Annotated in this window: 12 protein-coding genes; 8 read left to right on the forward strand and 4 right to left on the reverse strand. The window is 61.7% G+C overall.

Features of this window, described 5'->3' with window-relative positions; translation table 11 throughout:
* Positions 1–8 precede the first annotated feature (8 nt).
* Positions 9–956, reverse strand: coding sequence for a DUF1853 family protein (locus tag AC07W7_RS01970; protein WP_495038526.1), 948 nt, complete (start codon positions 954–956; stop codon positions 9–11).
* A 154-nt stretch (positions 957–1,110) separates the two neighbouring features.
* Here AC07W7_RS01970 and AC07W7_RS01975 point away from each other — a divergent pair, with 154 nt between their 5' ends.
* The 8 genes from AC07W7_RS01975 to AC07W7_RS02010 all read left to right on the forward strand — a co-directional run bounded on the left by AC07W7_RS01975 (position 1,111) and on the right by AC07W7_RS02010 (position 9,372).
* Positions 1,111–2,001 (forward strand): NAD(+) kinase, encoded by an 891-nt coding sequence (locus tag AC07W7_RS01975; RefSeq protein ID WP_010210870.1) that lies wholly within the window; start codon positions 1,111–1,113, stop codon positions 1,999–2,001.
* On the forward strand, positions 1,998–2,972 hold the full coding sequence (locus AC07W7_RS01980; RefSeq protein WP_495038618.1) for a metallophosphoesterase: 975 nt from the start codon (positions 1,998–2,000) through the stop codon (positions 2,970–2,972). The genes AC07W7_RS01975 and AC07W7_RS01980 overlap by 4 nt, the downstream gene beginning before the upstream one ends.
* Positions 2,969–3,838: a rhomboid family intramembrane serine protease gene (locus AC07W7_RS01985; protein ID WP_495038527.1), complete on the forward strand. Its 870-nt coding sequence runs from the start codon at positions 2,969–2,971 to the stop codon at positions 3,836–3,838. The genes AC07W7_RS01980 and AC07W7_RS01985 overlap by 4 nt, the downstream gene beginning before the upstream one ends.
* A 30-nt stretch (positions 3,839–3,868) precedes the next feature.
* A complete protein-coding gene (locus AC07W7_RS01990; RefSeq protein WP_029291449.1) occupies positions 3,869–4,129 on the forward strand; it encodes a YeaC family protein in 261 nt (86 codons plus the stop codon).
* Positions 4,126–4,956: a DUF2797 domain-containing protein gene (locus AC07W7_RS01995; RefSeq protein WP_186353227.1), complete on the forward strand. Its 831-nt coding sequence runs from the start codon at positions 4,126–4,128 to the stop codon at positions 4,954–4,956. Before AC07W7_RS01990 ends, AC07W7_RS01995 begins: the two co-directional genes overlap by 4 nt.
* A 13-nt stretch (positions 4,957–4,969) precedes the next feature.
* Entirely contained in the window at positions 4,970–7,627 is a 2,658-nt protein-coding gene (gene pepN / locus AC07W7_RS02000) for an aminopeptidase N (protein WP_495038528.1), read from the forward strand.
* Positions 7,624–8,733: a cell division protein ZapE gene (zapE, locus tag AC07W7_RS02005; RefSeq protein ID WP_495038529.1), complete on the forward strand. Its 1,110-nt coding sequence runs from the start codon at positions 7,624–7,626 to the stop codon at positions 8,731–8,733. The genes pepN and zapE overlap by 4 nt, the downstream gene beginning before the upstream one ends.
* Positions 8,734–8,880: 147 nt before the next feature.
* A complete protein-coding gene (locus tag AC07W7_RS02010) occupies positions 8,881–9,372 on the forward strand; it encodes a GNAT family N-acetyltransferase (RefSeq protein ID WP_076961066.1) in 492 nt (163 codons plus the stop codon).
* A 140-nt stretch (positions 9,373–9,512) separates the two neighbouring features.
* Here the strand turns inward: AC07W7_RS02010 and AC07W7_RS02015 are convergent, their stop codons facing one another.
* From AC07W7_RS02015 to AC07W7_RS02025, 3 genes are all read right to left on the reverse strand, one after another.
* Positions 9,513–9,734, reverse strand: coding sequence for a hypothetical protein (locus AC07W7_RS02015; RefSeq protein WP_495038530.1), 222 nt, complete (start codon positions 9,732–9,734; stop codon positions 9,513–9,515).
* A 173-nt stretch (positions 9,735–9,907) separates the two neighbouring features.
* Positions 9,908–11,653 carry a phosphoethanolamine transferase CptA gene (locus tag AC07W7_RS02020; protein ID WP_076961064.1) on the reverse strand — a complete coding sequence of 582 codons (1,746 nt, stop codon included), beginning with the start codon at positions 11,651–11,653 and terminating at the stop codon, positions 9,908–9,910.
* A gap of 114 nt (positions 11,654–11,767) precedes the next feature.
* On the reverse strand, positions 11,768–11,917 hold the full coding sequence (locus AC07W7_RS02025) for a DUF6026 family protein (RefSeq protein ID WP_222936214.1): 150 nt from the start codon (positions 11,915–11,917) through the stop codon (positions 11,768–11,770).
* Positions 11,918–12,098: the final 181 nt, after the last annotated feature.

A 12,098-nucleotide genomic window follows, 5' to 3' on the forward strand; every position in this document is an offset into this window, starting at 1 on the left:
CAAAACTATCAGCTAGCCCCCGGTACATTCGGCCAAAGATCCGCCACCAGAAACAGCCGCTCCGCTTCCTGCCAATCCCCACCGCTCTGCATCATGCGCACCAACAACTGCGCCGGCGCCATCGGATCAAGGTCGGCCAGCCAGCGCTGCATCTGCTCCTCACTCCAGATTTCCCCTGCCGGGTAATGCGCCGGCGCGAGCCAGGCATGGCGGGGCAGGGGTTGCCAGCGGCCCGGAGGGCTGGCATTGATAAAATCCAGCCAATCGCGCTGATGCAACCAGCTCCCACGCAAATGCTGTGGATGGGCGCCGAGGGGCGGTTCGGCCTCGCCGGGCCAGGGGTACAGCAGGTAGCCGCCGAGCCACAGATGGGCGGTGAAATCCCTAATATCCAGGGCCGCCAGCATCTGCCGGCTTTGCGCGCTCGCCGAGATGGGCAGTTGATGGTCGGCCAGATGGGCCAGCTTGCGGTCCAGGCGGTCGTGACAACCGGGGCCCAGCCATTGCGCGGTATCACGGCCGTCGCCCTCTTGCGGGCCCAGGTAGAGCTTGATCGCCAGTTCCAGGTGATGCACGCCATCCCGGTCGCGCAGCAGCATATCCAGCTCACCCAGGGTGTGCCCGGCCTGGCGGATCGGCAGGTTGGCCGCCAGCAACTCCACCCCCGGGGCATGCTGCACGGCAAACTGCCACAGACGTTCGTAATACAGGCCCAGGCGCCGGGTACGCGCCAGGCTCAGCCAATGCAGCAGGGGGCTGCTGTCCTGGTCCAGTTGCCGCAGCCATTGCTCCAGTGCCGCAGGTTGCTGCACCCAGTCGCTGCCGGCCAGGGGGTGGCGTTGCGGCCAAGGGGTTTGTTCCAGCATCGGCGGGGCGAGGATCACCCACGCCAGGTCCCGCACCTCGGGATGACGTAATTGACGGGGCAAATGGTGCAGGTCGGGAAACGGATTCATGGTCCGAGCATAGCTGTTTCCTACTCGCTGCGGGACCGTGGTGGGTGTTGAGAACCGTTGTTGTCTGGCCCTGCGGCGACAAAGGATTTTGTCTAATGCGGCCTTTCGCCCATAATCGTTCTTTTTTGCCAGACCCAAACCCTGCAGGAGCCCCATGGAGCAATTTCGCAATATCGGCATCATCGGTCGCCTGGGCAGTACCCAGGTTCTGGACACGGTCCGCCGGCTGAAAAAGTTTCTGCTTGAGCGCCACCTGCATGTGATCCTCGAAGACACCATCGCCGAGATTCTGCCGGGCCACGGCCTGCAAACCTCATCGCGCAAAATGCTCGGTGAAGTCTGCGACATGGTGATTGTGGTCGGCGGCGACGGCAGCCTGCTGGGTGCGGCCCGGGCCCTGGCGCGGCATAACGTGCCGGTGCTGGGGATCAACCGGGGCAGCCTGGGGTTCCTCACCGATATCCGCCCCGATGACCTGGAAGTCGAAGTGGCCAAGGTGCTGGACGGCCACTACCTGGTGGAAAACCGCTTCCTGCTGCAAGCCGAAGTGCGCCGCCATGGCGAAGCCATTGGCCAGGGCGATGCCCTCAACGATGTGGTGCTGCACCCCGGCAAGTCGACACGGATGATCGAGTTCGAGCTGTATATCGACGGCCAGTTCGTCTGTAGCCAGAAGGCCGACGGCCTGATCGTCGCCACCCCCACCGGCTCCACGGCCTATGCGCTGTCGGCGGGCGGGCCGATCATGCATCCCAAGCTCGATGCCATTGTGATCGTGCCGATGTACCCCCATATGTTGTCGAGCCGGCCGATTGTGGTCGATGGCAACAGTGAGCTGAAAATCGTGGTCTCCAAAGACATGCAGATCTACCCGCAAGTCTCCTGTGACGGGCAGAACCACTTTACTTGCGCCCCCGGTGACACCATCACCGTGAGTAAAAAGGCACAGAAGCTGCGGTTGATCCACCCGCTGGATCACAACTACTACGAAGTGTGTCGCACCAAGCTGGGCTGGGGCAGCCGCTTGGGGGGTGGAGGCGACTGATGCTCGATCCCGCGCGTAGCTACGACCTGATTGGGGACGTGCACGGTTGCGCTCATACCCTTGAGCACCTGCTCGACCAGATGGGTTACCACAAGCAGGGCGGCACCTGGCGCCATCCTTCCCGCATGGCGGTGTTCCTTGGCGATATCATCGACCGGGGGCCACGGATCCGCGAGGCGCTGCATATCGTCCATGACATGGTCGAGGCCGGCCAGGCGCTGTGCATCATGGGCAACCATGAGTTCAACGCCCTGGGCTGGAGCACCCTGGCGCCGCCGGGCAGTGGCAAGCAGTACGTGCGCGAACATACGCCACGCCATGCGCGGTTGCTCCACGAGACCCTGACCCAGTTCGAGCACCATCCTGGCGACTGGCACGACTTCCTCGCCTGGTTCTACGACATGCCGTTGTTTGTCGATGCCGGGCGTTTCCGCGTGGTGCATGCCTGCTGGGATGGGGGGCTGATCGAGCCGTTGCGCGGGCAATTCCCCGACGGCTGCATCGACGAGCATTTCTTGCAGGCCGCCGCCGTGCCCGGCAGTTTTGCCTGCAACGCCTTCGACCGCCTGCTGCGCGGCACCGATATGCGCCTGCCGGATGGCCTGACGCTGACCGGTGGCGATGGCCTGACCCGTTCGTTCTTCCGCACCAAGTTCTGGGAAGACGACCCGAAGACCTACGGCGATATCGTGTTCCAGCCCGATGCCTTGCCCGATCCGGTGGCCCGCATGCCGTTGTCTTCGATCGAGAAAAACGCCCTGCTGCGCTATGGCGTCGATGAGCCCTTGCTGTTTGTCGGCCACTACTGGCGCAGCGGCAAACCGGCGCCGCTGCGCCCGAACCTGGCCTGCCTGGACTACAGCGCAGTGCTCTATGGCAAGCTGGTGGCCTATCGCTTGGACCAGGAAACCCGCCTCGACCCGAACAAGTTCGTGTGGGTCGATGTCGAGCGCCCCGAGGTGATTTCATGAGTAGCGTGGCCGTTTTACGCCTGCCGCTGAATGTGGACCTGGCGGGCTTCGTCAAACTGTTGCAGCGCATGCAAGTGCCCCATCGTGTCAGCGAGGAAGCCGGCGAGCAGGTGCTGTGGGCGCCCGAAGCCATCAGCGAGGACGTGCGCAGCCTGTATCAGCGTTTCCCGGCCGGTGACCCGGACCAGCAGCTGGAGATTCCCCAGGCGCAGGTCACCAAGCGGGCAGGTTTTCTCCAGCAATTGCGCCACAGCCCGCTGACCGCCGGTGTGTTGCTGCTGAGCCTGATCGTCGGTGCGGTTACGATGCTCGGCGACAACCTGCAAGCCATGAGCTGGCTGACGTTCCTCAATTTCCATGTGGCCGGTGAATACCTGTACTTCACGCCCCTGGCCGATAGTCTGGCGGCGGGGCAGTGGTGGCGGCTGGTGACGCCGATGCTGATCCACTTCGGCATCCTGCACCTGGCCATGAATGGCATGTGGTACTGGGAGCTGGGGCGGCGGATCGAGGCGCGCCAGGGCAGTATCAACCTGCTGGGCCTGACCCTGCTGTTCAGCCTGGCATCCAATTACGCGCAATACACCTTTGGCGGGCCGGGCCTGTTCGGTGGTTTGTCCGGCGTGCTGTACGGCCTGTTGGGCCATTGCTGGATCTACCAGATGCTCGCGCCCAACCCGACGTATCGCCTGCCGCGCGGCGTCTTGGTGATGATGCTGGTGTGGCTGGTGCTGTGCCTGTCGGGCCTGGTCTCGATGATCGGCTTCGGCGAAATCGCCAATGCGGCCCATGTCGGCGGCCTGGTGGCAGGTTGTATCACCGGTTTGCTCGGCGGGTTGTACAGCCGCCATAAACGTCATGCTTGAATCTCTGCCCATTCTTTAAGGAAGAGTCTTATGTCCTCTTTTGCTGAAATGATCGAAAACATCACCCCGGATATCTACCAGAGCCTCAAGCTCGCCGTGGAAATCGGCAAATGGTCCGACGGCCGCAAGCTCACTGCCGAACAGCGCGAGCTGTCGTTGCAGGCGATGATCGCCTGGGAACTGCAGAACCTGCCGGAGGACCAGCGCACTGGTTATATGGGCCCGCAGGAATGCCAATCGAAGTCGACCCCGGTGGAAAACATCCTGTTCAAGTCGGATGCCATCCATTGATTGAGATTGGCCGTGGTGCAGTCAGCAAGATGTCGGCGCAACTGGGTTCGCCGACCGTCCAATACGCTTTTCGCCTGGGCGACAGCGAGGTGCCGGTCAACCCGTTGATTGGCACTCATATACGCCTGGAATACCTCGGTGCGATCCACTGCACCCATTGCGGACGCAAGACCAAGACCAGCTTCAGCCAGGGCTATTGCTACCCGTGCATGACCAAGCTGGCCCAGTGTGACCTGTGCATCATGAGCCCCGAGCGCTGCCATTTCGATGCCGGCACCTGCCGCGACCCGGCCTGGGGCGAAAAATTCTGCATGACCGACCATGTGGTGTACCTGGCGAACTCGTCGGGGATCAAGGTCGGCATCACCCGCGCCAGCCAGTTGCCCACGCGCTGGCTGGACCAGGGCGCGAGCCAGGCATTGCCGATCATGCGCGTGGCCACACGCCAGCAATCGGGCTTCGTCGAGGATGTACTGCGCAGCCAGGTCGCCGACAAGACCAACTGGCGTGCCTTGCTCAAGGGCGATGCCGTGGCGGTGGACCTTGCGCAGGTGCGCGACGAGTTGTTCGTCTCCTGCGCCGACGGCCTGTTGCAATTGCAGGAACGCTTTGGCTTGCAGGCCATCCAACCGGTAACCGATATCGAGCCCCTCGAAATCCGCTACCCGGTGGAGCATTATCCGGCCAAGATCGTCAGTTTCAACCTGGACAAGAACCCGATTGCCGAAGGCACGCTGCTGGGGGTCAAGGGCCAATACCTGATCTTCGATACCGGCGTTATCAATATTCGTAAATACACGGCTTACCAGCTCGCCGTGCATCAGTAGAAGGATTTCACGCATGTGCACCGAACAACCGAAGATGATTTACCTGAAGGACTATCAGGCGCCCGAGTACCTGATCGACGAGACCCACCTGACCTTCGAGTTGTTCGAGGACCATAGCCTGGTCCACGCGCAGCTGGTGATGCGCCGCAATCCCGAGCGCGGCGCCGGCTTGCCGCCATTGGTACTGGACGGCCAGCAACTGGAGCTGTTGAGCGTGACCCTGGGCGACCGGGAGCTGAGCGTCGCCGACTACCAGTTGACTGACAGCCACCTGACCCTGCACCCGACCAGCGACACCTTTACGGTCGATACCAGCGTGCGCATCCACCCGCAAACCAACACCGCCCTGGAAGGCCTGTACAAGTCCGGCGGCATGTTCTGCACCCAATGCGAGGCCGAGGGCTTTCGCAAGATCACCTACTACCTGGACCGCCCGGACGTGATGAGCACGTTCACCACCACGGTGATCGCCGAGCAGCACAGCTATCCGGTACTGCTGTCCAACGGCAACCCGATTGCCAGCGGCCCCGGCGAAGATGGCCGGCACTGGGCGACTTGGGAAGACCCGTTCAAGAAGCCGGCCTACCTGTTTGCCCTGGTGGCCGGTGACCTGTGGTGCGTCGAAGACACCTTCACCACCATGAGCCAGCGCACCGTGGCGCTGCGCATCTATGTCGAGCCGGAAAACATCGACAAGTGCCAGCACGCCATGAACAGCCTGAAGAAGTCCATGCGTTGGGATGAAGAGGTCTACGGTCGCGAATACGACCTGGATATCTTCATGATCGTCGCGGTCAACGACTTCAATATGGGCGCCATGGAAAACAAGGGCCTGAATATCTTCAACTCCAGCGCCGTGCTGGCTCGCGCCGAGACCGCGACCGACGCTGCGCACCAGCGGGTCGAGGCCATCGTCGCCCACGAGTACTTCCACAACTGGTCGGGCAACCGCGTGACCTGCCGCGACTGGTTCCAGCTGTCGCTCAAGGAAGGCTTTACGGTATTCCGTGACTCACACTTCTCCGCCGACATGAACTCGGCTACCGTCAAGCGGATCCAGGATGTGGCCTACCTGCGCACCCACCAATTCGCCGAAGATGCCGGGCCCATGGCCCACGCGGTGCGCCCGGACAGCTTTATCGAGATTTCCAATTTCTACACCCTGACCGTGTACGAAAAGGGTTCGGAAGTAGTCGGCATGATCCACACCTTGCTCGGCGCCGAAGGTTTCCGCAAAGGCAGCGACCTGTACTTTGAGCGCCACGACGGCCAGGCCGTGACCTGTGACGACTTTATCAAGGCCATGGAAGATGCCAACGGCGCCGACCTGACCCAGTTCAAGCGCTGGTACAGCCAGGCCGGTACGCCACGGTTGGCCGTCACCGAGTCCTACGATGCCGCGGCCAAGACCTACAGCCTGACTTTCCGTCAGAGCTGCCCGCAAACCCCGGACAACGTAGAAAAGCTGCCGTTCGTGATTCCCGTGGCCCTGGGCCTGCTGGATGCCAATGGTGCCGACCTGCCGTTGCGCCTGGCCGGTGAAGCGGCGGCGCAGGGCACCTCGCGGGTATTGTCGGTGACGGAAGCCGAGCAGACGTTCACCTTCGTTGATATCGCTGAACAGCCATTGCCATCGCTGCTGCGGGGCTTCTCGGCGCCGGTGAAGCTGAGCTTCCCCTACAGCCGTGACCAGTTGATGTTCCTGATGCAGCACGACAGCGACGGTTTCAATCGCTGGGAGGCGGGCCAGCAACTGGCGGTGCAGGTGTTGCAGGACCTGATCAGCCAACACCAGCAGGGCCAGGCCCTGGTGCTGGATCAACGGCTGGTCAATGCATTGCGCAGCGTGTTGAGCGACGACAGCCTGGACCAGGCCATGGTCGCGGAAATGTTGTCGTTGCCGGGCGAAGCCTACCTCACCGAAATCAGCGAAGTGGCGGATGTCGATGCGATCCACGCCGCCCGCGAGTTTGCGCGCAAGCAGTTGGCCGACCTGTTGTTCGAGGCCCTGTGGCTGCGCTACCAGGCCAACCGCGACCTGTCGCGCCGCACACCTTACGTGGCCACGGCCGAGCACTTCGCCCGTCGCGCCCTGCAGAACATCGCGCTGTCGTACTTGATGCTCAGCGGCAAGCCAGAAGTGCTGGCCGCCACCCTGGAACAGTTCGACGCGTGCGACAACATGACCGAACGCCTGACGGCATTGGCGGTGCTGGTCAACTCGCCGTTCGAGGCCGAGAAGGCCAAGGCCCTGCAAGTGTTTGCCGAGAACTTCAAGGACAACCCGCTGGTCATGGACCAATGGTTCAGCGTCCAGGCCGCCAGCGTGTTGCCGGGCGGGCTGGCGCGGGTCAAGGCGCTGATGCAGCACCCGGCGTTCACTATCAAGAACCCGAACAAGGTGCGTGCGTTGGTGGGGGCCTTCGCCGGGCAGAACCTGATCAACTTCCACGCCGCCGATGGCTCGGGTTATCGCTTCCTGGCGGACCTGGTCATCGAGCTGAATGCCTTCAACCCGCAGATTGCCTCGCGGCAGTTGGCGCCACTGACCCGCTGGCGCAAATACGACAGCGCCCGTCAGGCATTGATGAAGGCTGAGCTGGAACGCATCCGCGGTTCGGGCGAGCTGTCCAGCGATGTGTTCGAGGTGGTCAGCAAAAGCCTCGCATGACGACGGACTCACCACTGGTCGCCTACCAACAGGCCCTGGCCAATGGTTTTGTGGCCGACGCTGCGCAACGCCAGGCGGTAAACGCTTTGCAGGTGTGCCATGAGGCGTTGCATCGAGCTGCCAGTGCGCCGGTCACCGGGGTTTATCTCTGGGGGCCGGTGGGCCGTGGCAAGACCTGGCTGATGGACCAGTTCTACCAGAGCCTGCGGGTGCCTGCGCGACGCCAGCACTTTCATCACTTCATGGGCTGGGTCCACCAGCGCTCGTTCCAGCTGACCGGCACTCCCGACCCGTTGCGAGCCCTGGCCCGTGAATTGGCCAGGGAGGTGCGGGTGCTGTGTTTCGACGAACTGTTCGTCAATGATATTGGCGATGCGATCATCCTCGGGCGCCTGTTCCAGGTGATGTTCGACGAAGGGGTGGTGATGGTCTGCACGTCCAACCAGCCGCCGGGGCAGTTGTACGCCGATGGTTTCAACCGCGAGCGCTTTATGCCGGCCATCGCGGCGATCCAGGCGCATATGCAGGTGGTGGCGGTCGACGGCCGGGAGGATCACCGTTTGCACCCGGGCACCGCCGTGCAGCGCTATTGGGTGGACCAACCCGAGGCGCTGGCCAGGGTCTTTGAGGAGTTGAGCCAGGGCCAGGCCCGCAGCAGTGAACCGGTGATCGTCGGCTCGCGGGTGATTGTCACGGTGCAGTCCAGCGAAACCATCCTGTGGTGCCGCTACGCCGACCTGTGCGAGCAGCCACTGGCGGCCATGGATTTCATGCAGCTATGTGATCGTTATCGCGCCATTTTACTCGGCGAAGTGCCCGGTTTGAGTGCTTCGACACGTCCCGGACGGATTGCCCGCGGCACCGAGGATGGTGCCCGGCGCGTGGAGGCGGGCGACCGTGAGTTGCCGGCGTTGTCCGTGCACGATGACAGTGTGCGGCGCTTTATCGCCCTGGTCGATGAGTGTTACGACCGTAAGGTGCCATTATCCATCGAAGCCAAGGTGCCTCTGGCCGCGCTCTACACCGAGGGTTATCTGGCCTTTGCGTTCCGCCGCACCCTCAGTCGCCTGCAGGAGATGCAGTTGCAACGTTTTGACCAACGATGACTGGCGGGTCATGGGCGCAACCGGCGGCCTGTTGACCTTTTCCCGCGCCAACTTGTAGCTAATCTCCTTCATCTAATGCCTACACCGCGCTTACAATCGAGCTTTTGCGGGGAGCTCATCCCTGCCGGGCCGTTATCGAGGAAGGAAATGGAAGCCGCAGAAATATTGGTGCTGCAAGCCAGCTACAGCAACCCTGTACATGCCGAGGCCATTGGCCTGTTGCTCAATCACTATGCACAAGACCCCATGGGCGGCGGCCACGGCTTGTCCGCCGACCTGCTGCAACAATTGCCGGCAGAGCTGGCCAAGCGCGCCCATGCCTTCAGTGTGCTGGCCTTTGTCGGCGGGGAGCCGGCCGGGCTGGTGAACTGTTTCGAGGGGTTTTCGACCTTCGCCTGCCGGCCGCTGGTCAATGTGCATGATGTGGTGGTCAAGGAGCCGTTCCGCGGTCTGGGCCTGAGCCAGAAAATGCTGCAGAAGGTCGAGGAAATCGCCCGCCAGCGGGGTTGCTGCAAGATCACCCTGGAAGTGCTGGAGGGTAATCCAGTGGCGCAGGCGTCGTATCGCAAGTTCGGGTTTGATGACTCGATCTTCGACCCGGCCCATGGCCGCATGTTGTTCTGGAGCAAAGCCCTCTAATTACGCCTGCCTGATCGTGATCGTTCCCACGCTCCGCGTGGGAATGCCGCCCTGGACGCTCTGCGTTTGCCCTTGAGAGCGGGACGCGGAGCGTCCCAGGAGCCATTCCCACGCGGAGCGTGGGAACGATCAGTAGGGCATCAGCTCTTGGGTTGTTCAGTGTCCTGCGCCTGTTCGACAGAACCGGATTTGGCATCCTTGGTATCGACCGACGCCGTGTGTTCGGCATCGTCGTGGATTTGCTTCTGGCTGAAACTGAAGTCGTTGAAATACTCCTTCACGCGCTCCGAGCCACCTTCGGCGAAGGCGGCCACGGAAGTCAGGCTCATCAGGCCGGCAAGCATCAAGGTTGAAAGTTTCATTGCATGTACTCCCATTAAAAGTGATCGGTATCTGCACCGTCCCTGATCAGATTTAAGGGAAGAGTCTGTAGGAAGCTTATTAAATGGGCGTTAACGGGGTGCTTGCAGGGTTGAAGCGGCTATTGAGCTCGGATTCCAGCGCGTTGCACGCCTGAAATCCGAGCCTTCAAACACTACTGCACGACGACGTTGGCCGGCACAGTGCTGGCCTTGGGCTTGATCAGGCTGAAGTCGATCAGGGCCTTTTGCGGACGCTGGTAGGGATCGCCAATCAGCAGCGGCCGTGGCTTGAAGCTGTCGCTGACCAAGCTGCGGCTGCGGTCCAGCTCGTCGAAGCTCAAGCCGGCGAGGTCAGCCCAGGTGTGAATCAACTGCGAGCTGCTGTAAGGCCGTTGCACATCGCCCTGCATATTCCAGTCGTGGGTGGCGCGCCACTTCGGCGAGGCCCAAGTCATGAAGGGGATGGTGTACATCGGCGCCGTCGGCTTGCCCTCGTTACGACCCAGGGTGCCGTGGCCGGCCGAGTCGAACACATCCTCGCCGTGGTCGGAGAGGTACAGCAGGAAACCGTTGGGGTCGGTCTTGGCGTAGTCCTTGATCAGGCTCGACACCACGAAGTCGTTGTACAGCACCGCATTGTCATAGCTGTTGTAGGTGGGCAACTGGTCGTCGTTCACGCCGTCCGGGACACCCTGGCGGTCGGTAAAGGTGTCGAAGCTTGGTGGATAACGGTACTGATAGCTCATGTGGGTACCCAGCAGGTGCACCACGATCAGCTTGCGCTCGGCCTTGTCGGCGAGGGCCTTGGTGAACGGCTCCAGCACGTCGCCATCGTACTGGCGGGCGTTCTGGTTGCGGTTGTTGTTGAGGTACACCTGCTCGTCGGCCTGTTCGGAGAACGTGGTGAGCATGGTGTTGCGCTTGGTCATGGTCTGTTGGTTGGTGATCCAGAAGGTCTTGTAGCCGGCCTGTTTCATCATGCTGACGATGGACGGGGTCTTGAGATACAGGTCCGGGTGCTCTTCGTCGGCAAAGGTCAGCACCTGTTGCAGCGCCTCGATGGTGTAGGGGCGCGGGGTGATGACGTTGTCGAACACGTCCAGTTGGTCACGCAGCTTGTCCAGCTCCGGGGTAGTCTTGCGCGGGTAGCCGTAGAGGCTCATGCGCTGGCGGTTGGTAGACTCGCCGATCACCAGCACCAGGGTCGACGGCTGGCCGGCCATGCTGTCCTTGAAGTTGCTCAGGGGCGGGATCTTGCTGACGTTGTCGAGCATGCCCTGCATGTTGTTCAACTGTTGGGTGTAGCGGCGATAGGCGACGATCATCTGCCACGGCACGGCAGGTTCGACACGGGTTTCAAACCCATCGATGGCCCGCTCCAGGGTGTCGTTGGTGGCGATCTGCTTGACCAGCGGGTAGCCGACAATCGCCAGCACAATGACCGTCGCCGCGACCATCGCCCGGGCCTTGGGCAGATAGACCGGGCGCACGCGGGTCCAGAGGAAAATGGCCAGGGCGGTGTGGGCAATGAAGGCCAGCACGATCCACCAGGCAAAGTATTGGGTGGCGTATTCGCCGGCTTCAGAGATGTTCGACTCGAACATGATGAAGATGACGCTCTGGGAAAACTCCTGCTGGTAGATAAAGAAATAGCCCAGGCTGGCCATGGAACAGGCCCACAGCACCACACCGATCAACGCGGCGAGCAGCCGGGCGCGGCGCGGGAACAGGAGCATCGGCGCCAACCACAGCGCGCTCATGAAGAACGCCTGGCGGAACCCACTGAAGCCGGAGGTGCCGGTCAGTTGGATCAGCAGTTGAGTAATGCCGGAGAAATACCAGAAAAACAGGAACATCCAGCCAAGGCCGGCCCAATCAAACCCTTTTGCAGACTTCGTGCTGCGTTTGAACATCGCCATGCAGCGCTCCAACCCAATAATTGTCCCGGTCGCCAACGCCCATGCGTGAGGCGGCGTTCTGGCGGGGGATTATCGGGAAGGGCTGGTGAAAAGTTTGTGAGTTGGACCAGGGGCTTAGCAGGTGATGGCTTGATTCGTGAGCTGGGCCTGCAATTGCGCACGCAGGCGGATGACTTCCTGCTGCAACTGCTCACGCTCGTCTTTCAACTGGCGCAGCTCGTCGCGGCGGACGGTGACGTAAAGGGTCTGTGGCGGGCGTGTCATCTGTGCAGTGCGCATTGCTTACCTCGCAAATAGCCGGTGTATCGCGGTACCAGAGCGCTTGAATCGAGGCCCTCGGCAGGAGTCAGGGGCAATTCTGATTTCTTTTTCTGTGCAAGGGAACTTTTTTATTTTTCAAGGTCGCTGTGACTTTTCAGCCAGTAATGGTGAAACGATGGCCATT

It is taken from the genome of Pseudomonas sp. GW821-FHT01D09, from assembly GCF_059422465.1.

Bases quoted from the DNA above. Each gene is read 5' to 3' on its own strand.
- pepN (WP_495038528.1), top strand. From the start codon at position 4,970: ATGTGCACCGAACAACCGAAGATGATTTACCTGAAGGACTATCAGGCG.
- AC07W7_RS02015 (WP_495038530.1), bottom strand. From the start codon at position 9,734: ATGAAACTTTCAACCTTGATGCTTGCCGGCCTGATGAGCCTGACTTCC.
- AC07W7_RS02025 (WP_222936214.1), bottom strand. From the start codon at position 11,917: ATGACACGCCCGCCACAGACCCTTTACGTCACCGTCCGCCGCGACGAG.
- AC07W7_RS02020 (WP_076961064.1), bottom strand. From the start codon at position 11,653: ATGGCGATGTTCAAACGCAGCACGAAGTCTGCAAAAGGGTTTGATTGG.
- AC07W7_RS01970 (WP_495038526.1), bottom strand. From the start codon at position 956: ATGAATCCGTTTCCCGACCTGCACCATTTGCCCCGTCAATTACGTCAT.
- AC07W7_RS01975 (WP_010210870.1), top strand. From the start codon at position 1,111: ATGGAGCAATTTCGCAATATCGGCATCATCGGTCGCCTGGGCAGTACC.
- AC07W7_RS02010 (WP_076961066.1), top strand. From the start codon at position 8,881: ATGGAAGCCGCAGAAATATTGGTGCTGCAAGCCAGCTACAGCAACCCT.
- zapE (WP_495038529.1), top strand. From the start codon at position 7,624: ATGACGACGGACTCACCACTGGTCGCCTACCAACAGGCCCTGGCCAAT.
- AC07W7_RS01985 (WP_495038527.1), top strand. From the start codon at position 2,969: ATGAGTAGCGTGGCCGTTTTACGCCTGCCGCTGAATGTGGACCTGGCG.
- AC07W7_RS01990 (WP_029291449.1), top strand. From the start codon at position 3,869: ATGTCCTCTTTTGCTGAAATGATCGAAAACATCACCCCGGATATCTAC.